The 23,983-nt window shown below is 71.3% G+C and carries 21 protein-coding genes and 1 riboswitch; of the genes, 3 read left to right on the forward strand and 18 right to left on the reverse strand.

Translation table 11 applies throughout. The features are described from left to right. Positions 1-26: 26 nt before the first annotated feature. The 11 genes from thiC to clpB all read right to left on the reverse strand — a co-directional run bounded on the left by thiC (position 27) and on the right by clpB (position 13,357). Positions 27-1,772 (reverse strand): phosphomethylpyrimidine synthase ThiC, encoded by a 1,746-nt coding sequence (gene thiC, locus ASE27_RS15930; protein ID WP_082609015.1) that lies wholly within the window; start codon positions 1,770-1,772, stop codon positions 27-29. Continuing rightward, positions 1,763-1,872: riboswitch (TPP riboswitch) on the reverse strand. It overlaps the preceding gene by 10 nt. 593 nt (positions 1,873-2,465) lie before the next feature. Beyond that, the gene (locus ASE27_RS15940) at positions 2,466-3,827 is read right to left on the reverse strand and encodes a hypothetical protein (RefSeq protein ID WP_056652649.1); all 1,362 of its coding nucleotides are present in this window, start codon (positions 3,825-3,827) and stop codon (positions 2,466-2,468) included. Next, complete coding sequence (locus ASE27_RS15945; protein WP_056652652.1) at positions 3,824-4,459, reverse strand: ABC transporter ATP-binding protein; 636 nt, start codon at positions 4,457-4,459, stop codon at positions 3,824-3,826. Before ASE27_RS15945 ends, ASE27_RS15940 begins: the two co-directional genes overlap by 4 nt. Beyond that, on the reverse strand, positions 4,450-5,529 hold the full coding sequence (locus ASE27_RS15950) for a peptidoglycan-binding protein (RefSeq protein WP_157257666.1): 1,080 nt from the start codon (positions 5,527-5,529) through the stop codon (positions 4,450-4,452). Before ASE27_RS15950 ends, ASE27_RS15945 begins: the two co-directional genes overlap by 10 nt. A 90-nt stretch (positions 5,530-5,619) precedes the next feature. Then, a complete protein-coding gene (locus tag ASE27_RS15955; protein ID WP_056764595.1) occupies positions 5,620-6,150 on the reverse strand; it encodes a hypothetical protein in 531 nt (176 codons plus the stop codon). 526 nt (positions 6,151-6,676) lie between these two features. After that, positions 6,677-7,141, reverse strand: coding sequence for a hypothetical protein (locus ASE27_RS15960; protein WP_157257667.1), 465 nt, complete (start codon positions 7,139-7,141; stop codon positions 6,677-6,679). 112 nt (positions 7,142-7,253) lie between these two features. Next, on the reverse strand, positions 7,254-7,838 hold the full coding sequence (locus ASE27_RS15970) for a hypothetical protein (protein WP_157257668.1): 585 nt from the start codon (positions 7,836-7,838) through the stop codon (positions 7,254-7,256). Then, positions 7,820-8,155: a hypothetical protein gene (locus ASE27_RS15975; protein WP_056764583.1), complete on the reverse strand. Its 336-nt coding sequence runs from the start codon at positions 8,153-8,155 to the stop codon at positions 7,820-7,822. Before ASE27_RS15975 ends, ASE27_RS15970 begins: the two co-directional genes overlap by 19 nt. Before the next feature lie 241 nt (positions 8,156-8,396). Further along, positions 8,397-9,380 (reverse strand): diacylglycerol kinase family protein, encoded by a 984-nt coding sequence (locus tag ASE27_RS15980; RefSeq protein WP_056652677.1) that lies wholly within the window; start codon positions 9,378-9,380, stop codon positions 8,397-8,399. A gap of 67 nt (positions 9,381-9,447) precedes the next feature. Beyond that, entirely contained in the window at positions 9,448-10,536 is a 1,089-nt protein-coding gene (locus ASE27_RS15985; RefSeq protein WP_157257669.1) for a CAP domain-containing protein, read from the reverse strand. 202 nt (positions 10,537-10,738) lie between these two features. Continuing rightward, positions 10,739-13,357 (reverse strand): ATP-dependent chaperone ClpB, encoded by a 2,619-nt coding sequence (gene clpB / locus ASE27_RS15990; protein ID WP_056652684.1) that lies wholly within the window; start codon positions 13,355-13,357, stop codon positions 10,739-10,741. Between the two features lie 285 nt (positions 13,358-13,642). Here clpB and ASE27_RS20325 point away from each other — a divergent pair, with 285 nt between their 5' ends. The 3 genes from ASE27_RS20325 (at position 13,643) to ASE27_RS16005 (ending at position 15,857) form a co-directional block, all read left to right on the forward strand. After that, positions 13,643-14,248: a hypothetical protein gene (locus ASE27_RS20325; protein ID WP_056652687.1), complete on the forward strand. Its 606-nt coding sequence runs from the start codon at positions 13,643-13,645 to the stop codon at positions 14,246-14,248. Between the two features lie 216 nt (positions 14,249-14,464). Next, positions 14,465-15,424: an alpha/beta hydrolase gene (locus ASE27_RS16000; protein ID WP_056652690.1), complete on the forward strand. Its 960-nt coding sequence runs from the start codon at positions 14,465-14,467 to the stop codon at positions 15,422-15,424. A 100-nt stretch (positions 15,425-15,524) separates the two neighbouring features. Beyond that, complete coding sequence (locus tag ASE27_RS16005) at positions 15,525-15,857, forward strand: hypothetical protein (RefSeq protein WP_157257670.1); 333 nt, start codon at positions 15,525-15,527, stop codon at positions 15,855-15,857. A 7-nt stretch (positions 15,858-15,864) separates the two neighbouring features. Here the strand turns inward: ASE27_RS16005 and ASE27_RS16010 are convergent, their stop codons facing one another. The 7 genes from ASE27_RS16010 to ASE27_RS16040 form a co-directional block, all read right to left on the reverse strand. After that, positions 15,865-16,890, reverse strand: coding sequence for a cation diffusion facilitator family transporter (locus tag ASE27_RS16010; protein WP_082609018.1), 1,026 nt, complete (start codon positions 16,888-16,890; stop codon positions 15,865-15,867). Between the two features lie 44 nt (positions 16,891-16,934). Next, a complete protein-coding gene (gene mnhG / locus ASE27_RS16015) occupies positions 16,935-17,384 on the reverse strand; it encodes a monovalent cation/H(+) antiporter subunit G (RefSeq protein ID WP_082609019.1) in 450 nt (149 codons plus the stop codon). Beyond that, on the reverse strand, positions 17,381-17,836 hold the full coding sequence (locus ASE27_RS19935; protein WP_082609020.1) for a monovalent cation/H+ antiporter complex subunit F: 456 nt from the start codon (positions 17,834-17,836) through the stop codon (positions 17,381-17,383). The genes mnhG and ASE27_RS19935 overlap by 4 nt, the downstream gene beginning before the upstream one ends. Next, entirely contained in the window at positions 17,833-18,525 is a 693-nt protein-coding gene (locus ASE27_RS16025; RefSeq protein ID WP_082609021.1) for a Na+/H+ antiporter subunit E, read from the reverse strand. Before ASE27_RS16025 ends, ASE27_RS19935 begins: the two co-directional genes overlap by 4 nt. Beyond that, entirely contained in the window at positions 18,522-20,096 is a 1,575-nt protein-coding gene (locus ASE27_RS16030) for a Na+/H+ antiporter subunit D (protein ID WP_056652695.1), read from the reverse strand. The genes ASE27_RS16025 and ASE27_RS16030 overlap by 4 nt, the downstream gene beginning before the upstream one ends. Continuing rightward, complete coding sequence (locus ASE27_RS16035; RefSeq protein ID WP_056653481.1) at positions 20,093-20,647, reverse strand: Na(+)/H(+) antiporter subunit C; 555 nt, start codon at positions 20,645-20,647, stop codon at positions 20,093-20,095. The genes ASE27_RS16030 and ASE27_RS16035 overlap by 4 nt, the downstream gene beginning before the upstream one ends. A gap of 89 nt (positions 20,648-20,736) precedes the next feature. After that, complete coding sequence (locus tag ASE27_RS16040; protein WP_235535459.1) at positions 20,737-23,775, reverse strand: Na+/H+ antiporter subunit A; 3,039 nt, start codon at positions 23,773-23,775, stop codon at positions 20,737-20,739. Positions 23,776-23,983 lie beyond the last annotated feature (208 nt).

Here is a 23,983-nt window from a genome sequence, read left to right on the forward strand (position 1 = left end):
GTCGGGCAGGTGGCCGAGGCAGCGGCTCAGCTGCCCGCGACCGGCAGGTAGACCCGGCCGCCCGCGTCCGTGAACTCGCTCGACTTCTCCGCCATGCCGGCCTCGATCGCCTCGACCGACGTCAGGCCGTTCTTCTCGGCGTACTCGCGCACGTCCGCGGAGATCCGCATCGAGCAGAACTTGGGCCCGCACATCGAGCAGAAGTGCGCGGTCTTGGCGGGCTCGGCCGGCAGCGTCTCGTCGTGGAAGGCGCGGGCGGTGTCGGGGTCGAGGGAGAGCGCGAACTGGTCGTGCCAGCGGAACTCGAACCGGGCACGGGACAGCGCGTCGTCCCGCAGCTGCGCACGCGGGTGCCCCTTGGCCAGGTCGGCGGAGTGCGCCGCGATCTTGTACGTGATGACCCCCGTCTTGACGTCGTCACGGTCGGGCAGCCCCAGGTGCTCCTTGGGCGTGACGTAGCAGAGCATCGCAGTCCCGGCCTGGGCGATGATCGCGGCCCCGATCGCGGACGTGATGTGGTCGTAGGCGGGCGCGATGTCGGTCGCGAGCGGGCCGAGCGTGTAGAACGGCGCCTCCTCGCACAGCTCCTCCTCGAGGCGCACGTTCTCGACGATCTTGTGCATGGGGACGTGCCCCGGGCCCTCGATCATGACCTGCACGCCGTAGGACTTCGCGACCTTGGTCAGCTCACCCAGCGTTCGCAGCTCAGCGAACTGGGCCGCGTCGTTGGCGTCCGCGATGGACCCCGGTCGCAGGCCGTCGCCGAGCGAGAACGTGACGTCGTAGTCGCGCAGGATCTCGCACAGCTCCGCGAAGTGCGTGTACAGGAACGACTCCTGGTGGTGCGCGAGGCACCACGCGGCCATGATCGAGCCGCCGCGGGACACGATGCCCGTGACACGGCGCGCGGTCAGCGGGACGTAGCGCAGCAGGACGCCCGCGTGCACGGTCATGTAGTCGACGCCCTGCTCGGCCTGCTCGATCACGGTGTCGCGGTAGATCTCCCACGTGAGCTTCGCGGGGTCCCCCTTGACCTTCTCGAGCGCCTGGTAGAGCGGCACCGTCCCCACGGGGATCGGGGAGTTGCGCAGCACCCACTCGCGGGTCTCGTGGATGTCCTTGCCCGTCGAGAGGTCCATGAGGGTGTCGGCGCCCCAGCGCGCGGCCCACACCATCTTCTCGACCTCCTCCTCGATCGAGGAGGTCACGGCCGAGTTCCCGATGTTCGCGTTGATCTTCACGCCGAACGCCTTGCCGATGATCATGGGCTCGATCTCGGGGTGCCGACGGTTGGCCGGGATCACCGCCCGGCCACGCGCGACCTCGTCGCGCACGAGCTCGACGTCGACGCCCTCGCGGGCAGCGACGAAGCGCATCTCGTCGGTCACGACCCCGGCGCGCGCCCAGGCGAGCTGCGTCCGGGCGCCGCCCGTGCCGCGCTCGGTGGGGACGGCGTCGGGCCGGAGCCAGGACGCCCGCAGGGCGGGCAGGCCGCCCGCGAGGTCGAACGCCGCGGGGTCGTCCGACTCGGTGTAGGGGCCAGAGGTGTCGTACAGGTCCAGGTGCTCGCCGTTGCTCAGGAGCACGCGGCGCTCGGGGACGCGCAGGTGCTCCGCGCCCGGGACCGGGTGGTGGACCTTGGCGGACCCCGCGATGGGTCCGGTCGTGATGGTGTGCGCGGACGACCCGGTGGTCGCGGCGGGCACGGTGGGTGCAGCTGGTGCAGCGGCGGCGGGCCCGGTGGTTGTGGGCACAGCGGTCTCAGAGCTCATGGCTCTCTCCCTACGTCGGCATGATCCGAACAGGTTCGAACGGTCGGCGGCGCTGAGCCGCCCTCTCAGCTCGCTGCTGCGAGCTCCCGTGGGTGTGTGGAGTTGTGGGTCGTGCTGGTGGTGCGGTGGTGCTGGGTCGTGCGGTCGTCACCGTAGCGCACGGCGCCGGGCGTCGGCGCACCTGTCCCGCGTTCGGCGCTCACGGCCTCACTGCTCGAGCAGCGACCTCGGTGATCTGTCCGTCCTCGGCGATCGTCCTCACCAAGTCGACGTCCGTCGCCTGCCCGAGCGCGAGGACATCCGGTACCCACTGACCCTCGTCGGCAACAGGCGCCGCCGAACAGCCAACCACCAGCACACTCAGCAGGCCAGTGGCGACGCCAGCCAGGCCGACCTGCATCGCAAGGTCGGCCTGGCCAGAACAGATCGGGTTCGCTCAGTGAACCACGTCGAGGTAGCGGTAGGTGATCAACGAGGTCGTGATCGTGCCGGTCTGAGAAATGCTCCTTGCAGATGCCCACCCGCCATAGACCGTTGCACCGCTGCCGGTCGCGGGGTTCTTCCATGACATTCCTGCTCGCGCGCTCGAGCAAGTGTCGTTCCTCACCTTGGAACGCGTGGGCGACTCTACGGCTGTTCCTCACACCCGAGCCCACCGTCCCGGCCCCTCACGAATCTTGCAGCTCTCTGTACTCACCTCTCCTTGAAGTACTTGAAGAGGTGCTTCTCGCGGGTCGTGAGCGCCCCGGCCACGGCCCCGACGAGCACCGCTCCTGCTCCGGCGAGGACGGTCCGCATGCCGATGATCCAGGTGCTCACCTGGTCGGTGGCGAGCCCGTCACCTCCGGCTCCCGCGAGCCACCACAGCGCGGGGACGGTCACGACGATCCCGGCACCGGTCCAGGCGGCGGTCTCGAGGAGCATCTGCCAGGTCAGGGCGGCACGCGGGACCCGGGCGTGCAGGGCCGCGGCGAGCTCGAGGCGGCGCAGCCGTATCGCGACGTATCCCAGGGCCAGGCCCAGGGCGGCCGTGGCGATCGGGGTGGGCTCGGTCAGGCGGCCGGAGAACTCGGCGCTCGCGTCGTAGGTCGCACCGAGCCGGCCGTTGAGCTGCTTCTGGGTGGGTTGCACCTCGGAGGACGGGTCGGCGACGACAGTCGTGCGCAGGAGCGTCGCGGTCTCGGGGTCGACGGGCCAGATCTCGACCCAGCACGAGTCGAACAGCCCCGTGGCGGGTACGGGAGCGACGGCTGCGTAGCCCAGGGCGCGGTCGCGTCCGTCGTCGGGGTACGGGTAGACCGCGCCGAGCCGCGCGGGCCCGGTGGTCGTCGCGATCGAGTCACCGGGGACCGCGCCGAGCGCCTCGGCCAGGTCCGCGGACAGCCACAGGCCCGCCCCGGCGACCCGTCCGCGGTCGAGCGCGCCGAGCAGCCCAGGGGTTGCTTCGAGGCCGGTGAGCTCGCTCGAGGGGAGGTTGAGCGCCCGCAGCGGTTCCCCGGTCCGCAGGGCGCCGGCCGCGTTGACGCCGTCGACCCTGGCGAGGGCCTCGCAGCGTGCCCCGTCGACCTGCCCGGTAGCCTCGAGGATCTGCACGCTCGCGCCCGCGTCACGGTACTCGCGGGCTCCCTCGATAACGCCGACGATCGCCCGCACGTCGACCGCGGCCAGCGCGCCGACGACCACCACGAGCACCGCCGCGAACAGGGTCGCGCGGGTCGTGCCGGTCGCGACACTGCGCCACGCCTCGGACACCACGGACGCGGCCCGCATCGTGCGAGTCCGTCCGGCCCGTGCAGGTTCCCCGCCGTGCCCGACGGCGCCGCTCACCTCCGCGCGGGGGTGCGCTCCGTCGTCGGGCAGGGTGGGGGCGTCGAAGCCGAGGCTGGCGGGCAGGCTCGACGTGTCCGGGGGCGCACCGACGTTGAGGGCAGCGCCGTCGTCAGGCGAGGTGGACGCTCCTGCGGGCGGGTCCTGACGACCGGGTCCTGCGGGGCGGTGAGCGTCGCCTGGGGCAGTCGCGAGACCGGGCCGCGCGCCGTCGTCGGGCGTGATCATGCCGCGTCCTGCGCGTGCTGGAAGTCGGCGAGGTCGATCACGCGCGTGCAGGCGTCGCGCGTGTGCGGGTCGTGCGTGGCGACCACGACGATCGAGTCGTCCTGGGCGATGCCGGCCAGGACCTCGTTGACGGTCGCGGCCGTGCGCAGGTCGAGCTGCGCGGTGGGCTCGTCGACGAGCAGCAGGTCCGGCGCCAGGGCCACCGCGCGCGCGAGCATGAGCCGCTGGGCCTCGCCACCGGACAACGCCCGGAATGGGCGGTCCGCGACGGGCGCCAGGTTGAAGCGCGCCATGATCTCGAGAGCACGGGCCTCCGCGTCGGGACGGCGCAGACCGCGCGCAAGGAGCGGGAGCACCACGTGGTCCAGGGCCGCCCGGCGCGCGACACCGTGCGGGTTCTGGAAGACCCACCCGGTCGTGGCGACGCCCAGACGCTCGACCTGCCCTTGCGTGGGGCGCTCCCAGCCCGCGACGATGCTCAGCAACGTCGACTTGCCGCTGCCCGAGGGGCCCACGAGCGCGACGACCTCTCCCGGTACGACCTCCAGGTCCAGCCCGGTGAACAGCAGGCCCGTGCCGGGAAAAGCGTGCCCCAGATCGGTCCCGACCAGCCGCTTGCCCCCTACCGGCACGTCTGCCCCTCGGCCTGCGAGGTCAGCTCGACCTCGGTCGGCGCCGTGGCGGCGTCGAGGCCGTCGAACGTCACGAGGGTCTGCCCCAGGCTCGACGCGACGACCGTCACGGGGTACGCCGTGCCGTCCGCTGACACGCACCCCGCGGCGCCGCTCAGCGCGAACAGCGCCCCGGGCGGCACGACCGAGACGTCCAGCGGCGCGGCGAGCACGTACTCGAGCGTCAACGGCTCGGAACCCTCGGAGCGCTGCCAGCCGGCGAACTCCATGCTGCCGCGCACGGCCTCGAGGAACGCCGGATCGGTGACCACACCGCCCTCCCCGACGAACGCACTCAGCTCACCCAGACGCAGCACCCGGTCACCGGGCGTGACGTTCGAGAGCGTGTCCGACAGGCCCAGCGAGACCAGCGTCCCGGCCGTCGTCGCGAACGCCTCCTCGGACGTCGCGGCTCCCACGGGCACCTCGCACGTCTTCACCGTGACCGACGTCGCCGGGAGCCACAGCACCGAGGCGACCGGCAGGTCGCCGGTCGGCTTGGCCACGCCCGCGGCCTTGAACAGCTTGGTCACGGCGGCCTTGGTCGCGTCACCGTACGTCCCGTCCGCACTCACCTTGTGCCCGAGGCGAGCGAGCTCGACCTGCAGGGCCTTGACGTCGTCACCCTTGGCCGTGGGAGCCAGGTCCCGCCACAACGGGATCGACGTCGCGAGCGCCACGACCGGACGGTCGTCGACCGTGACCGGGCTCGATCCCGACTCGATCACCGCCCCCGGGGCGCACACCGAACGCGTGACCTTACCCGTGTCCGCCACCTGGAGCGTTCCCTCCTCCGCGACGACCGGGGTGACCTTGACCCTGCGCGCATCGTCGAACACCTGACGCGAGACCGGGACCGCCGCAGGCGGCGTCGAACTCCGCACACTCTGCGGCTCCGACTGCGGCGCCAACGCCATCCCCGCCGTGACACCTCCCGCGAGCAGCACGACCGCCGCGAGCGCGAGCACGCCTGCACGGGCTGCTCCTGAGCCGGCCGCCTTGGGCCGGGCGGGGCGTCGATCTCTGGTCACTGCTGCTCCTCGAGCTACTGCTGATGGCGTTCTTGGTGCGGGTGGACTTGGGCTGCCGGGATGTCTCTCCCTGTCATCGAGCAGCCCCGATCATCTGTCGGCCATCGCGCCCAAGGGGTCGTCCTCACACCGCAGCAGGTCCGGTGCGCCGGGATCGGTTCCCGGCCTCTTCTGCGCCAAGAGGTCCTCCTTGTACTGCTCACCCGTGTACGACTCGTCGACGACTTTGAACTCGCGGAGGCACTGCGCGATCAGCTCGTTGAAGTCCACCCTGTTCGGGTTTGTCACGATCTGCCGGTACAGATTCTCGACGGGATCCAACCCAGTGCTCTCGCCGCACGTCGTGAACGCCGACTCGAGTTCGTCGGTCCACTCGCCCGCAGTCTGATAAGACTCGAGCCCGTTTTCATCCACCCAGGTGGAGGCCGCGAAACCCAGGTCGCCGAGGCAGGCCAGGTAGGTGTCCTGCACCTCCCGATACTCCAGCTCCTCGATGACGCCGTCCTGAGCGACGTCCTGCACGAGCGCGACGGGCGACAACGACGCGAGAGCGCGAACATCCGACTCCCAGGGCGACTCCGACTGCTCGTCCTCACCAGCGGTACATCCGCTCAGGAGCACGCCCAGGGCGAATGCGGCTCCCAGACAACCCACTCTCCGCACAATCACACATCCTCTCCAGAGGCCCGAGCGGCCGACCCCGCAGAAGGTCGGCCGCTTTGGCAACACCCACCATCGGAAACGTCAGGGAATCACCCCGATGTGTCGGTTGGTCACCCACGACGGCGTAACCGACCCGGTCGACCTGGCCTGGCCCGCGAGCGCGTACGTGGACCATGTCGTCACCTTCGCGCCTGTCGCGGGGTTCTGATACGTCATCCCGGCTCGGGCCGCTGAACAGGTGTAGTTCGTCACCATCGCGTACCCCGGCGTGCTCGCGCTCGCGTGCAAAGCCCCCCCCTTGAGGAGGCCCTGCACAGCTAGACTGGCAACACCCGACCCCATCCCGCAAAGGGATTCGTCAGGACTTCTCACTATGTAAACGGCACGTACGGTCCGTGACAACGAAACCACCTTCAACGCACCTCCCTCCCCACGGACTGCTGGCCAATCTCATCATGTGGAACCCTCGCGGTCGGGCGAGGTTTCACGGCGTATCCATGTCGAGCCCCGGCTGAAGCACCTCAGAATCGTCACCATCGAGCGTGACGATGACAGGATCCGTCCCCAGGAGACCGCGTTCCTCGAGCATCCGGGTGGTCGCGGCCAGGGCATCGGCTGCAGTCGGTTCATGCAGGCAGGTCGCGTCGATGTCCTCCACGTAGACGACCCCCCACCCCTCCGACGCCACGCCTGCGTTGTCGGTCGCGCAGGAGAAGACGTGTCGTGAGATCGCCCAGACGGGACGGTCGAGCTCCAGACTCCAGGTCTCCGTGAACTTCCATCCGGCTGATTCAAGGAGCTCGTCCACTTTCTCCATGCCTCGCGCCATGACTCCAGGAGACGAATGGAATCCTGGCGGCACGACATGGGTGTTCACCGCCGCGTCCTCGAGCAACGCCGCCACCTCGTCGGCCGAGAGAGGCTCTCCTCGATCGCTCTGGAGGTTCACCCGTGGAGACGAGCACGCGGCGAGGACCAGAGCGAAGACCAGAGCGAGCAGCACGCCGCCAGCCCCTCGGGTAAGCGCACCGTGACGGCAGCTCACCCGAGGGGCTGACGGGTCAGAACGACGTGTCGTCAAGGCAAGCGATGACGGTTTCACGAAGTTCCTCGGAAGGTCCGTTCGAATCGGCATTTGACAGCGAATAGCTCTCGAGATCCTCAGCCCGTGCGGACTCGGGCGCGACACCGTGCCGAATGAGGCAATCAACCGCGTTCTGCCGGTAGTCACCACCTTCCGGATTCGATCTCACCGCCGCGTAGAGCGGTTCGATCACCGACGTCGATCCGACCTCGCACTCAAACGCCTTCTCGGAAGCAGCTTCGGTCTCAGCCGCGTTTGACGCATCGACACCCGGGTACTCGATACGCATCCCGTGCTCACCGAATGTCACGAGATACCCCAGGTCCTCGACACATCGCTCGAACCTCTGCCTGGCCTCGTCCAGCTCCGCCTCAGCGATCTCGTCGTCCTCAAGGACTTCCCGCTCGAAATCGGTCGTGGCTTGGTTGCGCGCCTGAGCAAACTCGGCCGCGAACCGACCCTCGGACTCTGACGGCGCCGTCGAGCACCCGCCCAGCACAACCAGTGCGGCGACCACCACCCAAGACGGCCCTCTACTCACTCTCAGGTCGAGACCTTCCACGCGGACGTCGCACCACGGAAGATCGCCTGCCCGTAGTTCTGGGTGCGCATCCAGCTCGGATAGGTGCTGGTCACCGAGTACCCGTTCGACCAGTAGGCCACGTCATCGACGGGTGCGCCGGTCGCCGTCTTCCCGGTGAATCGCGCACGCGACATCCCACAGGTCCCGGTGAACGTTTCGGTGAATGTCGGATAGCCGTTGTTCTGGAAGATGCAACCGTACGGTCCGGTTGCCGCCTGCGCCGGAGCCCCCGCGACGACGACTCCGCCGAACGCCACCACCGTGGCCGTCAGGACTGCCATGATCTTTCGCTTCATTGCGTTCCCCTTCTGCAGACCTCCCCCCCTTGGGAAGCCCCTGCACCGCCAACCCTGGCAGCATCCGACGCAGCCTCGCAAGGGATACGTCAGGACTTCTCACTATCTGAACTGGACGTACGACCCAGTAGCGCCCAGGCCGCCTTCAGTGCCGCCCAGCACGATCACCGCACCGGGGGAGCCAAGCCCAGTCTCACCAGATGAGCGCCCGGACACCCTCTCCTCAGCTACCAGCCGCGGATCACCCGTCCGCCGGCGCGCCCTCCGCGATGTCGTCGGACATGTCGGGCTGGTAGACGCACACCCACAGCGCCCCGGCACGGACGCTGACCTCGAGCTTCTTCGACGGCTCGATCACGTCGCCGTCGAGCTGGCGTGGCTGCGGCCGGTCGGAGATCACGGAGATCCGTGACCCGCGCAGCACCTCCATGTTGGGGACGCGCTTGCGCCCTCGCAGCACTCCGACGAGGAGCTGGACCCAGTGGCCCAGGTTGCGGGGCGCGAGGATCGCGACGTCCATCTGCCCGTTGTCGGGCACCGCGTCGGGCAGCAGGTTAACGCCCGCCTGGAGCTTGCCGACGTTCCCGACGAGCACGCTGCGTGCACGACGGCGCAGCACCGGCCGGTCGTCGACGCGCACCTCGACCTTCATCTCGTCGTCGGCGAGGTGCTTGAACGCGGAGACGACGTACGCGAGCGCACCAGCCTTGGCCTTGAGCGCCGTCGGCGCGTCCTCCATCATCGCGGCGTCGAGCCCCATGCCGGCCATGACGGCGAACGCCTGCCCGTCGACCTCGCCGATGTCGACGGCGCGGCGCCCGCGGTCGAGCGCGAGGCGGATGCCGTCCTCCGGGCTGGGCGGGATACCGAGGTTGGTCGCGAGGAGGTTGCCCGTGCCGCCGGGCAGGACCGCGAGCGCCGCCTCGGTCCCCACGAGCCCTTCGATGCAGGCGCGCACGGTGCCGTCGCCGCCGCTCACGAACACGACCTCGGCGCCGTCCTCGACGGCCTGCCGGGCCTGGCCGGTGCCGGGGTCCTCGGCGGTCGTCTCGAGCCAGGCGGGGGCGGGCCAGCCCGCGTCGGCGAGCTGGGCCTCGATGGTCCGGCGGAGCTCGTCGAGCCCCTCGACCCGGTTCGGGTTGACGATGACCGCGGAACGGAGCGGTGCGTGGTCGAGACGTTGCTGGGCGGCGGGCTCGGGCGTTGCTTCGTGGGACGGGTTCACACCTGAGTATGTCGCGGCGCGCGCTGGCTCGCCCGGCAAGCGGACACCTCGGACCTTCCGGGCGTCCTCAGTACCCGAAGACCTGCACCCAGGTGTTGCCCACGCGCCCGATCCCCATCGCGGTGAAGTCGCAGTTGAGGATGTTCGCACGGTGCCCCTCGGACGCCATCCACGCGTCGACCACGGCCTGGGCGGTCTGCTGGCCCGCGGCGATGTTCTCACCGCCGGGTCGCGCGTACCCCTGAGCGGTCACGCGGTCGCCGAACGTCCGCCCGTCGAGGCTCGTGTGGCTGAAGTACCCCTGGTCGACCATGTCCTGCGCGTGCAGGGTCGCGGCGCGGGCGAGCTGGTCGTCGGCCCGCAGGGCCGGGCAGCTCGCGGCCGTGCGCTGCGCGTTGACGAGGCTCAGCACCGCGGCCATGTCCCCGGTGCCCGACGACGGCGCTCCCCCGGTCGAGCCGGCTCCGCCCGTCGAGGTGGTGGGGTCGGCGAGCAGCGCGGCCCGGGTCGCCGCACCGGCCACGCCGTCGGGCTCGAGGCCTTGTGCCGCCTGGAACGTGCGCAGAGCGTGGTCGGTCCCCGCACCGAACTCGCCGTCGGCCAGGACCGTGGCCCCGTGCACCTGCAGCCGCTCCTGGATCGCCTGGACCTCGGGTCCGGTCGCGCCGAGCTGCGGCGGGCCGGTCGGGGCGGGCGCCTCGGGCGCGGCCTCGGTGGTCGGCGCGGGGTCGGGGGCGGGGGTCGTCTCCGGCGGAGCCCCGGATCCCTGCCCACCCGGTCGCTCGACCGTCGGCGCCACAGGCGCCTGCGCAGCGGGGTCCGCCTCGGCGAGGACCGCTCCGCGGGGGCCGTCGCTCCGGCTGGCGCGGTCGGCGTCCCGCCCGAGCGCGGCGTCCCAGCGTGCTCCGATCGGTTCGAGGCCCGGCCCCTCGCCGTCGAGCTCCTGGACGGCCGGGACCGCGAGCAGACCGCCCACGAGGCCGAGCGTGACCACCATGACCTGAGGCAGCGCGCTCGCGCGACGCACCTCGGCGCCGGGGCGTGCGTGCCGGACGGCCTCGGCACGGCGCCGACGCCTGGCCGCGCGCGACGGCGAGGACGCGATCTCCTCGGCACGGCGGCGGGCAGCGCGGGTCTGCGGAAGGTGGTCGGGCACGGGAGAGTCCGGCAGCACGAATGACCTTCCGTCGAGGGAACGTGGGCTGATCGTCCAGTATGCCCGTTCCGTGGGAGCGAGACCAGGCTGCGCACGCACGAAGGCCCGGACCCCTCAGGGGACCGGGCCTTCCACGCACGAGGCGAGCGACGCCGTCGGGCAGGAGGATCCCCTGCCCGACGGCACGCACCTCACCGGGCCGTCACTGCTGGACGCGGAGCTCGAGCCCTTCGCCCTCGACCTGCGAGCGGTCGACCACGATCGTGTCGCCGTCCGCGATCTCGCCCGCGAGCAGCTTGCGCGCGAGGCGGTCGCCGATCTCGCGCTGCACCAGGCGGCGCAGCGGGCGTGCTCCATATGCGGGGTCGAAGCCCTCGAGCGCGAGCCACTCGCGTGCCCCGGCCGTGACCTCGAGCGTCAGACGACGGTCCGCGAGCCGCTCGCCGAGCCGGTCGACCGCGATGTCCACGATCCGTCCCAGCTCGTCGAGGTTGAGCGGGTCGAAGATCACGACGTCGTCGAGCCGGTTGATGAACTCGGGCTTGAAGCTCGCCCGCACTGCCGACATGACGCCCTCACGCTTGGCCGCGTCGTCGAGCAGCGGGTCCACGAGGAACTGCGAGCCCAGGTTCGACGTCAGCACCAGGATGACGTTGCGGAAGTCGACCGTGCGGCCCTGGCCGTCGGTCAGGCGACCGTCGTCGAGCACCTGGAGCAGGATGTCGAACACCTCGGGGTGCGCCTTCTCGACCTCGTCGAGCAGCACGACCGAGTACGGCCTGCGCCGCACGGCCTCGGTGAGCTGGCCGCCCTCCTCGTAGCCGACGTACCCCGGAGGGGCACCGACCAGGCGCGAGACGCTGTGCTTCTCGCTGTACTCCGACATGTCGATGCGCACCATGGCGCGCTCGTCGTCGAACAGGAAGTCCGCGAGCGCCTTCGCGAGCTCGGTCTTGCCGACGCCCGTGGGGCCGAGGAACAGGAACGAGCCCGTGGGGCGGTCGGGGTCGGCGACGCCTGCGCGGGAACGTCGTACGGCGTCCGACACCGCGGCGACCGCAGCCTTCTGCCCGATCAGGCGCTTGCCGATCACGTCCTCCATGTGGAGGAGCTTCTCGGACTCGCCCTGGAGCATGCGGCCCGCGGGGATGCCGGTCCACGCGGACACGACCTCGGCGATCTCGTCCGCACCGACCTTGTCGGCGATCATCGGCGCCTGGGGCGGCGCCGTGGCGGACTCGTCGCTGTCGATCGACGCCTCCTCCTGCTCGGCCGCCTGGAGCTGCTCCTGGAGCTGCGGGATCTCGCCGTACTGGATGCGCCCCGCGGTCTCGAGGTCGCCCTCGCGGATGGCCCGCTCGACCTGGACGCGCAGCTCGTCGAGCTTGGCGCGCAGGTCGCCGACGCGGTTGTGGCCCGCCTTCTCGGCGTCCCAGCGCGCGGTCAGCGCAGACAGCTCCTCGCGGCGGTCGGCCAGGTCGGCACGCAGCTTCTCGAGGCGCTCGCGCGAGGCGGGGTCGTCGGACTCGGAGAGCACGACCTCCTCCATCTCGAGGCGCGTGACGGCGCGCTGGAGCACGTCGATCTCGATGGGCGACGAGTCGAGCTCCATGCGCAGGCGCGACGCGGCCTCGTCGACCAGGTCGATCGCCTTGTCGGGGAGCTTGCGGCCCGTGATGTAGCGGTCCGAGAGCGCGGCGGCAGCCACGAGCGCCGAGTCCGCGATGGTCACCTTGTGGTGCGCCTCGTAGCGCTCCTTGAGCCCGCGCAGGATCGCGACGGTGTCCTCGACCGAGGGCTCGCCCACGAAGACCTGCTGGAAGCGGCGCTCGAGGGCCGGGTCCTTCTCGATGTGCTCGCGGTACTCGTCGAGGGTCGTCGCACCGACCAGGCGCAGCTCGCCGCGGGCGAGCATGGGCTTGAGCATGTTGCCCGCATCCATGGCGCCCTCTCCGCCCGCGCCCGCACCGACCACGGTGTGGAGCTCGTCGATGAAGGTCACGACCTCGCCGTCGGAGGACTTGATCTCCTCCAGGACGGCCTTGAGCCGCTCCTCGAACTCACCGCGGTACTTGGCGCCCGCGACCATGGCCGCGAGGTCGAGCGAGATGAGCTTCTTGCCCTTGAGCGAGTCGGGGACGTCGCCCGCGACGATGCGCTGGGCCAGCCCCTCGACCACGGCCGTCTTGCCGACGCCGGGGTCACCGATCAGGACAGGGTTGTTCTTGGTGCGCCGCGACAGGACCTGCACGACGCGCCGGATCTCCGAGTCGCGCCCGATCACGGGGTCGAGCTTGCCCTCGGCCGCGGCCGCGGTGAGGTCCTGGCCGTACTGCTCGAGGGCCTTGTAGGTGCCCTCGGGGTTGGGGCTCGTGACGCGGCCCGAGCCGCGGACCGCGGGCAGGGCCGAGCGCAGCGCGTCGGCGCTCGCCCCGGCGTCCGTGAGGATCTGCGCGGCGGGCGAGGAACCTGCGGCGATGCCGATGAGCAGGTGCTCTGTCGAGACGTACTCGTCCCCCATGCCCTGGGCCTCCTTCGAGGCCAGGTCGAGGGCGGTCGACGTCGCGCGCGACGCCGTCGGCTGCGCGACGGCCGATCCGCTCGCGGTGGGCAGCGAGACGAGCGCCGCGCGCACCTTCTGGCCGATGGCCTGGGCGTTCGCGCCCACGGCGTCGAGGAGCCCGACGGCGACGCCGCCCTCCTGCGTGAGCAGTGCGGCAAGGAGGTGGACGGGTTCGAGCTGGGGGTTGCCGGCGGCCGAGGCGGTCTGGATGGCCTCGCCGATGGCCTGCTGGGACATGGTGGTGAACTTGGTGTCCATGGGGTCTCCGGTACTTCTGGGGTCTGGGTCTACCTGGATCAACGCGACCAAACTTGAGCGTATTCCACTCAAGTCTGTCCGTCATGTCGGCAACTGTGTCTGACGGCTGCCGTACCAGCCGGTGGTTCCCCTTTTCTCGTCCCGTGATCCACGGGATGCTGGGGGCGTGACTACACGACGGCTCGAACCTTCCGCCACCCTCGCACCGGACCGCGGCGCCCGCACGACGGCACCGGCCCACCCGGGAGACCAGCTCTCCTCCGACCTCGCCACCGGGGGTGCCCTGTGAACCTCGCACTCGTCGCGATCGTGGTGATCGTGCTCCTCGGGCTCGTCGTCATCGGGCTCGTCACCTGGCTGCTCCTGCGCCCCCGCAAGGCACCCGTCGCCCAGCCGTACGGGCACGGCGCCCCCGTCGAGGGGTACCCGGCACAGCCTCCGTACCCCGGGCAGCCGTCGTACCCGGGGCAGCCGTCGTACCCGGCGCAGCCTCCGCACGCGGTCGAGGCCGGGGCCCAGGCCGTCCCGGTCGACCAGTACGCACCGCAGCAGACCCCGCCGGCCCCGCCCGGACCGCCTGCGCCGGCAGCCGGGCAGCAGTTCGCACCGCCGCACGCGCCGGCCCCGCAGGTTCCCGACGTGCCCGCCTCCGCGGTCCCGCCGGCCGCACCGGTCGCACAGCCGGAGGCGCCGGCGCAGTACGCGCCCCCGGCTGCCCACCCGCAGCCCGCGCAGACCTGGACGGCCGAGGTCACCGAGCCCTGGACCGAGCAGGCCGACGACTCCGAGCTCGACGAGACCACACGCCTGCGCGAGGACCTCCGCCCGGCACCGCCCGCGGCGCCTGCTGCTCCTCCGGCTCCGCCCGCGAGCCCCGCACCACCCGCCTGATCCGCGGCTCCCGTCCGGCGAGCAGGGCGGGAAGCTCCCGCTCGCGAGGCGGGAGCGACCGCGCGAACCCGGTCGTACCGACCGAGGGCAGCCCTCTCGGAAGGGGCTTCAGGACGAGCGAGGCACGCCTCCTCGCTCGTCCTGACAGGGCACCCCGCAAGGGGCACAATGGCGGCACCGCGATACCGCCCGAGTACGCGGGCGAAGGGCTGCACCATGACGAACGGCTGGCACCAGGACGTCCTCGGCCCCGAGTGGGTCGCCCGCACGCTCGACCTCCCCGACGGCGACACCGCGACGCTCGTCCGCAAGGCGACGCCTCCCGCGGGAGGTGAGCGCCGCCGTCGGGCCGTGCTGTACGTCCACGGGTTCGTCGACTACTTCTTCCAGGCCCACCTCGGGGACGCTTTCGAGGACCACGGCTACGCGTTCTACGCGATCGACCTGCGGGGCTACGGCCGCTCGCTCGCGCACTGGACCGAGGCGGGCAAGGACCCCAACATGGTCGACGACCTGAGTGTCTACGCCCAGGACCTCGACGCCGCGGCCGCCACGATCCGTGCCGAGGGCCACGACGAGCTCGTCGTCGTGGGGCACTCGACGGGCGGTCTCGTCACGAGCCTGTGGGCCAACGCACGACCGGGCAGGATCGCCGCGCTCGTCCTCAACAGCCCGTGGTTCGACCTCAACTCGAGCTGGTTCGACCGCGTGGTCTCCACCCGGGTGATCGACGTCGTCGGGCGCTTCGCCCCTCGCCTGAAGGTCGGGTCGCTCGACGACGCCTACGGGCAGGCGCTGCACGCCGGAACCGGAGGCGAGTGGGACTACGAGCTGGGCTGGAAGCCCCACGAGGGCTTCCCCGTCCGGGCCGGCTGGCTGCGCGAGATCCGCCGCGGGCACGCGCAGATCGCGCGCGGGCTGCACATCGAGTGCCCCGTGCTCGTCCTGACCTCGACACGGTCCGGCCCGAACAAGGGCTGGCACCCCGAGGTCATCACCACGGACAGCGTCCTGGACGTCCAGCACATCAAGGACCGCGCCCCCGGGCTCGGCGACGACGTGACGCTCGTGGAGATCGAGGGCGGCGCGCACGACCTGGTCCTGTCCCCCGAGCCGGCGCGCAGCGCGTTCCTCGACGAGGTGTTCGGCTGGCTCGACAGGCGGCTGCCCGGCTGATGCGCGGCCGCCCGGATGCGCGCTCCTCGTGCCGGCTGATGTCGCGCCTCGTCCCCGGTCGGTCGATGGTGAGCAGGTCGATGGTGAGCAGGGGGACTCGATGAGTGGGATGAGTGGGCGGACACGAGCGGCGCGCAGCGGGTTCCTCGTCCTGACGTTCACGGCGACCTTGACCGCCTGCGGGCCTGCTGGCGACCTGGGCTTCTACAACTCGAGCGCAGGGGACGTGACGGTCTCGACCGGGGACGAGGAGTTCGAGGTCGCCTCCAGCGAGGGAGCGGTCCTGCTCGACTACGGCTGCACGCCGGGCGACATCACGATCGAGCTCTCCTCGGGGCAGGTCGTGCTGGTCTCCGGGCCTGTGTGCCCAGAACAGCAGGTCGTCATCCGCGACGACGAGGTAGACCTGGAACCCGCACCGGACCGGACCTAGCCGAGGATCAGGCGAGGTCGCGCCGGCCCGGCTCGTCCGACGGCACGAGCGACCACTCGCTCGCCGGGGACACCGAGATCACGGCCCCCGCGATCACGGGCGCAGCGGTCGCCCGACGCTCGAGCGCGTCGATGCGCTCGGCGACCACGTGCTCGTCGTCGTCCCCCACGAGGTCGACGCTCGCGACCAGGTAGAGCGAGCGCGGACCCACGTACTCGAGACGCAGGTAGGTCACCCGGTCGACCTCGGGGTCGGCCAGCAGCTCGCGCAGCGCGGCGTCGCGCGTCGCGGCCCCCGCGGGCTCGCCCACGAGGAAGCGCCGGTTGCGGTCGATCAGGATCCACGAGATGACCCCGAGGATCAGGCCGACGACGATCGAGCCGATCGCGTCCGGGACGGGCGACCCCGTGACCTGGTGGAGGAAGATGCCCACGAACGCAACCACGAGCCCCATGAGCGCCGCGGCGTCCTCCGCGAACACGGCCCGCAGCGTCGGGTCGGACGTGACCAGGACGTGCTGGAGCAGGTCTCGCTCGGCCGCCTTCGCCTCCTTGCGCGCCTGCCGGTTCGCCTGCAGGAACGAGACCCCCTCGAGCACGAACGCGACGCCGAGCACCGCGTACGCGATCCCGAAGTCGTCGGCCGGCTCAGGGTGCACGAGCTCCTGGATGCCGTGCGTGATCGAGACCCCCGCGCCCACCGCGAACAGCCCGAGCGCCGCGAACATGGACCACACGTACGCCTCGCGCCCGAACCCCAGCGGGTGGTCGTGGTCCGCGGGCTTGCGCGACCGCTTGTTCGCGAGCAGGAGGAACACCTCGTTGCCCGTGTCGGCCCACGAGTGCACGGCCTCCGCGACCATCGAGGCCGAGCCCGTGATCACCGCGGCGCCCGACTTGGCCACCGCGATGAGCAGGTTCGCGCCGAACGCGACGATCACCGTGAGCGCGCTCTCGGCGTGCTCCTCGGTCTTGACGACCCGGGGGCTGTCGGCGACGGGGGTGGTCGAGGGCGGCTGGGACGACGAGGTCATGTAGCGGGTCTATCACCGGACCCGGCGGGGCGCGCGGGGACAGGTCACCCTCGGCGGGTGTCCCCGTCCCCCTCGACGGGCCGGCCGTCCCCCTCGGCGTCGGTCGCGGCCTGCGCCGCGTCGCGGTCGGCCTCGACCTTCTCCCGGTCTGCGGCCTCCTGGTCGGCCGTGAGGTCGTCGAGCACCAGCAGGTCCGGACGCACCTTCCCGGTCCGGTAGCCCGCGCGCCCGACCATGTGCGCCGCGACGGGCGACGTCATGAGCTGGAAGATCACGACGAGCACGAGCATGCCCACGGCGGACCAGCTGCGGATCCGCAGCGCGAGCGCGATGAGCACGAGGATCAGGCCCAGCACCTGGGGCTTGGTCGCGGCGTGCATGCGTGCGAGCAGGTCCGGGAACCGCACGACGCCCACGCCCGCGGCGAACGCGAGGAACGCCCCGCACAGCAGGAAGATCGCGGCCAGGACGTCGGCCACCACGGTCCAGCTCATGAGCGTGCCTCCTCGGGTCCGGTCGTGCCGTCGACCTCGGGGGCGGCGGCGGGCTCCGCCTCCGCGAGGTCGTCGGGCTCGTGCTCCGCGCCGTGCTCGGGGTCGGCAGCCATGTCGCGTTCGTCGTCCTCGGCCGCGAGCCGCTCGGCCTCCTCGGCCGCGATCTCCTCGCGGGTCTTGATGCGTCGTTCGCCCTCGGGCTCGACCGACGCGAAGCGCGCGATGGTCACGGACCCGACGAAGCCCACGAGCGAGAGCACGACGAGGATCGGGATGGTCTCGGTGCGCCGCGACCAGGCGGCTTCGAGCGCGATGGTGCCGACGAGCGTGGTCGTGAAGACGTCGAGCGCGATGGTGCGGTCGAGCATCGACGGCCCCTTCTCGGCACGCACGACGGCGAGCGTCGCGGCCGATGCGAGGAGCACGGCGCAGATCAGGACGACGACGATCATCGCTTCCCCTCCCGTCGGTCGGTACGTCGATCGGTCCGGCGTGCAGCGTCGTCGGCAGCGTCGCCCGCCCCGCGCGTGCCCGACGGCGCCGCTCCCGCGGGCACGGACGGCTCACCCGGGTGGTGGTACAGCCCGGCGGCCTTGAGCTCCTCGTTGGACGCGAACGCGCGCAGCACCCGCGCCTCGAGGTCGAGCGTGTCCTGGCGGACCTTGTCGGCGCCGCCCGCGGCGTCGAGGTCGAGCACGTGCAGGTAGAGCATGCCCGTGAGCCGGTGCGCCTCGATGACGAGCGATCCGGGCACGAGCGAGCTGAGCTCGGCCGTGATGGTCATGTAGATGTCCGAGGGGTTGCGGAGCCTGACACCGACCACGGCCCCGTGCGGGGTGTGGTGGAAGCGGAAGGCCTGCATGCTCACCTGGAACGAGGCGACCACGAGGTCGGCGACGAACCGGGAGACCAGCACGAGCAGGGGCCAAGGACGGACCGTCCCGCTCGTCGCGATCGACGGCAGCGGCATGAAGGTGATGAGCAGGCTCGCGATGATCACGCCCGCGATGAGGTTGCCCCACGAGAGGTCGCCCCAGAGCATGACCCACACGACCGTCAGCCAGGCAACGGTCCGCCACTGCGCGGTGAGCCGGCCGAACCAGCCGCCCGCGAGCGGTCCTCTCCGACGGTGCAGGCTCATGAGTCCTCACCTCCCTGCTGCTCTTCCTCGACGAGGTCGCTCGACACTCCCTGCCCACGCCCCGAGTCGTCGGGGAACACCGCGTCGACGTACGTCGAGGGCTGCATGAGATTCCCTGCAGCGCGCTCGGCGTACGAGTAGAGGGGGCCCGCGGCGAACGTGAGGGCCAGACCGAACGCGACGAGCGCCGTCGTGGGCCCGACCATGCCGCGCGGGGTGCCCGTCGACGGAAGCTCGACCGGTGCCGTCTGCCAGAACGCCTTGTTCCATGCCTTGACGATCGCGTAGAGCGTCAGGAGCGAGGTCACGACGCTGCCCACGACGAGCGCCCACGTGAGCGGCGTGCCCTGGGCGACGCCCTCCTGGAGGAGGCCGACCTTGCCGAGGAATCCGGACAGCGGCGGGATGCCCGCGAGGTTCATCGCGGGGACGAAGAACAGGATCGCGAGCCCCGGCGCGATCTTCGCGAGGCCGCCCAGCTTGTCGAGCGACGTGGATCCGCCCCGCCGCTCGATGAGCCCGACCACGAGGAACAACGTCGTCTGCACGGTGATGTGGTGCACGACGTAGAAGATCGACGCCGCCATCCCGGCCTCGGACGCCATCGCGATGCCGAAGATCATGTAGCCGATGTGGCTGACCAGGGTGAACGACAGCAGACGTTTGATGTCGTTCTGCGCCACGGCGCCCAGGATCCCGATCACCATGGTCAGCAGCGCGAGCCACATGAGCACGGTGTCGAGGCGGTTGTCGGGGAACAGGAGCGTCTGGGTGCGGATGATCGCGTAGACGCCGACCTTGGTGAGCAGCCCCGCGAACACCGCCGTGACCGGGGCGGGCGCCGTCGGGTACGAGTCGGGGAGCCAGGCCGAGAGCGGGAAGATCGCCGCCTTGATCCCGAACGCGAGCAGCAGCAGGAGCTGCAGCGTCATGCGGACCCCGGGGTCCACGTCCGGGAGCCTCTCGGCGAGCTGGGCCAGGTTGACCGTGCCCGTCGCGGCATAGGTCAGCGCGATCGCGACGAGGAAGATGACCGACGAGAGGAGCGCGACGACCACGTAGATGGACCCGGCGCGGATGCGCTCGCCCGTCCCGCCGAGCGTCAGCAGGACGTAGGACGCGGCGAGCAGGATCTCGAAGCCCACGTACAGGTTGAACAGGTCGCCCGAGAGGAACGCGTTGGCGACGCCCGCGGCCAGGACCAGGTAGGTCGGGTGGTAGATCGAGACGGGGGCCTTGTCGTGCCCGTCGGCCACGCCCTGCCCCAGCGAGTAGAGCAGGACGCACAGCAGCACGAAGCTCGAGACCGTGAGCATGAGCGCCGAGAGCCGGTCCGCGACCAGGTCGATGCCGACGGGCGCGGCCCACTCCCCGACGTCGACCACGATCGGGCCGCTGTCGGCGCCGATGAGCAGCCCGATCGAGGCGGCCAGGACCAGCGTCAGCGCGGCGACCGAGATGATGTGCTGGGCGCGCGGGTGACGCCACAGCGCAAGGGCGAGGCCCGCCGCGAAGAGCGGCAGGACGACGGGCAGCGGGACGAGGGTCGCGAAGCTGTCGGGGAAGGTCATCGGCCCTCACCTCCTCCGGTGCCCGGTCTGCCCTGTCTGCGTGCCGCCTTGTCCGGCCCAGGACGGTTCCCGTCGCGCGCGTCGGTCTCCCCGTCCCCGTCGCCGTCGGTCTCGTCGTAGACCTCGGCGGCCTCGTCGTCCAGGGTGGCTCCGCTCTCCTCGGTGTCGCTGTCCTCGAACGCCGGGGCGTTGCGCGCGGCGTGGCGCGCGACGCGGCGGTCCTCGAGGTCGTCCTGCACCTCGTCGTGGCCGTGCAGCTGCCACGACCGGTAGGCCATGGCGAGCACGAAGGCCGTGAGGCCCAGGGTGATGACGATCGCGGTCAGGACCATGGCCTGGACGAGCGGGTCGCTCATCTGGGCCGGCTCCGTCTTCCCGATGATCGGTGCGCCCCCGGCCCGCCCTCCGGCGACGAGGAACATGAGGTTCGCGCCGTTGCCGATGAGGATGAAGCCGATGAGCACGCGCGTCAGGCTGCGCTCGAGGAGCAGGTAGACACCCGTGGCGAACAGGACGCCGATCGCCAGGACCAGGACGAGGCTCGGGGTCATGTCGATGCTGTCGGTGGTCCGCGCGACCTCTGCGGGGTCGATGTCGGCTGCCGGCAGCAGGAGCGGCGCGAGCAGGTGGTTCGTCGGGTTCATCGTCGCCCCCCTCCGATCTGGTCCGGTTCCATCGCTTCCATGGGGCCCGCGTCCTCCCGGGCCGCGGCCTCACCGTGCCGGTCGATCTCGGCACCGAGCGTGCGCAGGATGTCGAGGACCAGGCCGACGACCACGAGGAACACCCCGATGTCGAAGAACAGCGACGTGACCAGGTGGATCGTCCCGACGAGCGGGAGGGTCAGGTCGATCGCGACGCTCTGCAGCACGCTCCCGCCCATGATCAGGCCGATCAACCCGACCCCGACGGACAGGAACAGCCCCGTGCCCAGCAGCAGACCGGGGTGGACCGGAGCGGCCTCGCCGAGCTCGTAGCGTCCGCCCGCGAGGTAGCGAACGATCAGCGCGATCCCGACCACGAGCCCGGCCGCGAAGCCGCCACCGGGGGCGTTGTGCCCCGAGAAGAGCAGGAAGATCGCGAACACGATCATCGAGTGGAAGAGCACGCGCGTGACGACCTCGAAGATGACCGAGCGTCGCTGCGGGGCGAGCGTGCGCCCCGCGCTCAGCCACACGAGCATGCGAGGCTGCTTGCCCTCCGCGGTCGCCTCGTCGACGCCTCGGCGGCGCAGCGCGGCGCCCGGGTCCTCCTCGTTGGCCCAGATCCCGGGGGTCGCGGCGCCCGACGACGTCGCGTTGCGCTCGCGCAGGATCTCGCCGCTGCGGGTCCGCAGGAAGACCAGGGACGCGACACCGGTCGCCGCGACGAGCAGCACCGAGATCTCGCCCATGGTGTCCCAGGCGCGGATGTCCACGAGGGTCACGTTGACGATGTTCTTGCCGTACCCGTGGATGAACGCCTCGGCCGGGAAGTCGAGCGAGATGGGGCTGGCCACGCGGGCGAGCGGGACCGTGAGGGCGAAGCCCATCATGACCACGCCCACCGCGACGCCCAGGACGAGCCGCACCCAGCGCGACGTCGCGAGCGGCCGGTTGGAGAAGTACGGAGGGAGCCTGCGGAGCACCAGGACCATGACCACGAGGGTGATGGTCTCGACGAGGACCTGCGTGAGCGCGAGGTCCGGGGCGCCGTGCAGCAGGAACAGCATGGCGTTGCCGTAGCCCGCGATGCCCACGAGGATCACGGCCTTGAGGCGACGGCGCGAGCGGGCCGCGAGGACGGACGCGACGCAGATGGCCGCGACCGCGGCGATCTGCGCCGGGCGGTCCCACGCCTTGACCTGCTCGGGCCACTGCCCGCCGATGAACATCAGGAGGCCGGGCCCGACGACGAGCACGACGAGGATCGCGCCGAGGTAGAACGGCAGCGAACCACGCTGCGTGACCGCGGTGACGTCGGCAGCGACGTCGTCGAGGCGGCGCATGATCCGGCGGTAGGTGCGGTCGGCCTCCGGGCCGGTCCAGAGCGAGGCCTGGAACCGCTCGACGGCCTTGCGCTGCCAGAACAGCAGCGCGCCGACGGCGAGGATCAGGACCGTGAGCCCCAGGGCCGGCGTGAACCCGGCCCAGAGCGTCAGGTGCCCGGGCTCGCCGGTCGGGTAGGTGTCGGCGTAGGGCGCGAGCAGGTTCTCGCCGAAGTGCGGGACGAGCGCGGCCGCGAGGCCGAGCAGCGCCAGGACGAGCGCAGGCCACACGAGGAGGACGGGCTGGCGGTGGATGCGGGCCGGGTCGATCGGGGCCTCGTCGGGCAGCGGCAGCCCCGCGCCGCGCTGGGCGACGAGCTGCTTGCCGGTCGCGTTGAGGCGGACGTGCTCGTTGGCCCGGGCCACGGCCGCCGCGACGTGCTTCTTGGTCGCGAACGCGCCCCAGAAGAAGCGGGCACCGTAGGCGACCGTGAACATCGAGCCCACGACGACGCCGATCAGCACCACGGCGTCGACCCAGGTGGGTCCCTCGCCGTGCAGGAGCGCCTCGAGCGCGGCCTCCTTGGCGACGTAGCCCGCGAGCGGGGGCAGGCCGATCATGGACGCGGTCGCGAGGCCGCCCGCGAGCGCGGTCAGCGGCAGCGCGCGCCCGACGCCCGTCAGCCGGCGCAGGTCACGGGTGCCCGTCGCGGCGTCGACCACGCCGACCACGAGGAAGAGCGAGGCCTTGAACATGGCGTGCGCGCCGATCATCGCCAGGCCCGCGAGGGCGGCGGACCGCGTCCCGAGCCCGACGAGCAGGACGATCAGGCCGAGCTGGCTCACGGTCCCGAACGCCAGGACGAGCTTGAGGTCGTGCTGGCGCAGCGCGCGGTAGCCGCCCACGAGCAGCGTGCCCACGCCCAGGACGATGACGATCGTGCGCCAGACCGTGGTGTCGGAGTAGGCGGGGGCGAACCGCGCCACGAGGTAGACGCCGGCCTTGACCATGGCCGCGGCGTGCAGGTAGGCGCTGACCGGGGTGGGCGCGGCCATGGCCGCGGGGAGCCAGAAGTGCAGCGGGATGAGGGCGGCCTTGCTGGCGGCCCCGGCCAGCAGGCACACGGTCGCGGCCGTCACGGCCCCGCCCGTCGGAGGGTCGGCGACGATCTCCGAGAGACGGAAGGTGCCGCCCTGGACCCCCAGGATCACGACGCCCACGAGCATCGCCAGACCGCCTGCGGTCGTGACGATGATGGCCTGCATCGCGGCTCGCCGGCTCGCCTTGCGATCGGCGTAGTGGCCGATCAGCAGGTAGGAGAAGACGGTCGTGAGCTCCCAGAAGATGAACAGGAGCAGCATGTCGTCGGCCGTGACCAGGCCGACCATGGCCCCCGCGAACGCCGTGAGCACGGCACCGAAGCGCCCGAGGCCGGACGCGGTGGGAGAGAAGTAGGCCGAGCAGTAGACGAGGACCAGGGCCCCCACGCCGCCGACGAGCAGCAGCATGAGCCAGGACAGGGTGTCCATGCGGAAGGCGAGCTCGAGCCCCAGCCCGGGCACCCACTGGGTGACCTCGGTGGGGTGCACGCCGTCCATGACGCGTGTGGTCCAGCTGAGGGCGTAGACAGCGGCGGAGGCGGGCGCGAGGGCCATCACCAAGAACGCCTTGCGGCCCAGCACCGACACGAGTGCGGGCGCGCCGAGTGCCATTGCCAGATGCGCAACGAGCAGATAGAGCACGTCCGCTCCGTCCTGGTCGGGGGCGGGTGGGCGAGAACGTGGACCAGGGGCTGCCGTCAGGACCGACCAGGACGACGCGACAGCGCGCATGCAGAGGACGGCCCGGAGACACACCGGGTCCGGTAGGTATTTTACCGTTCAACGAGGCCCTGGTGACCACTCGGCGCCCCGAGGATCG

Origin of the sequence: Oerskovia sp. Root918 (genome assembly GCF_001428945.1) — a bacterium.
Lineage (GTDB): Bacteria > Actinomycetota > Actinomycetes > Actinomycetales > Cellulomonadaceae > Oerskovia > Oerskovia enterophila.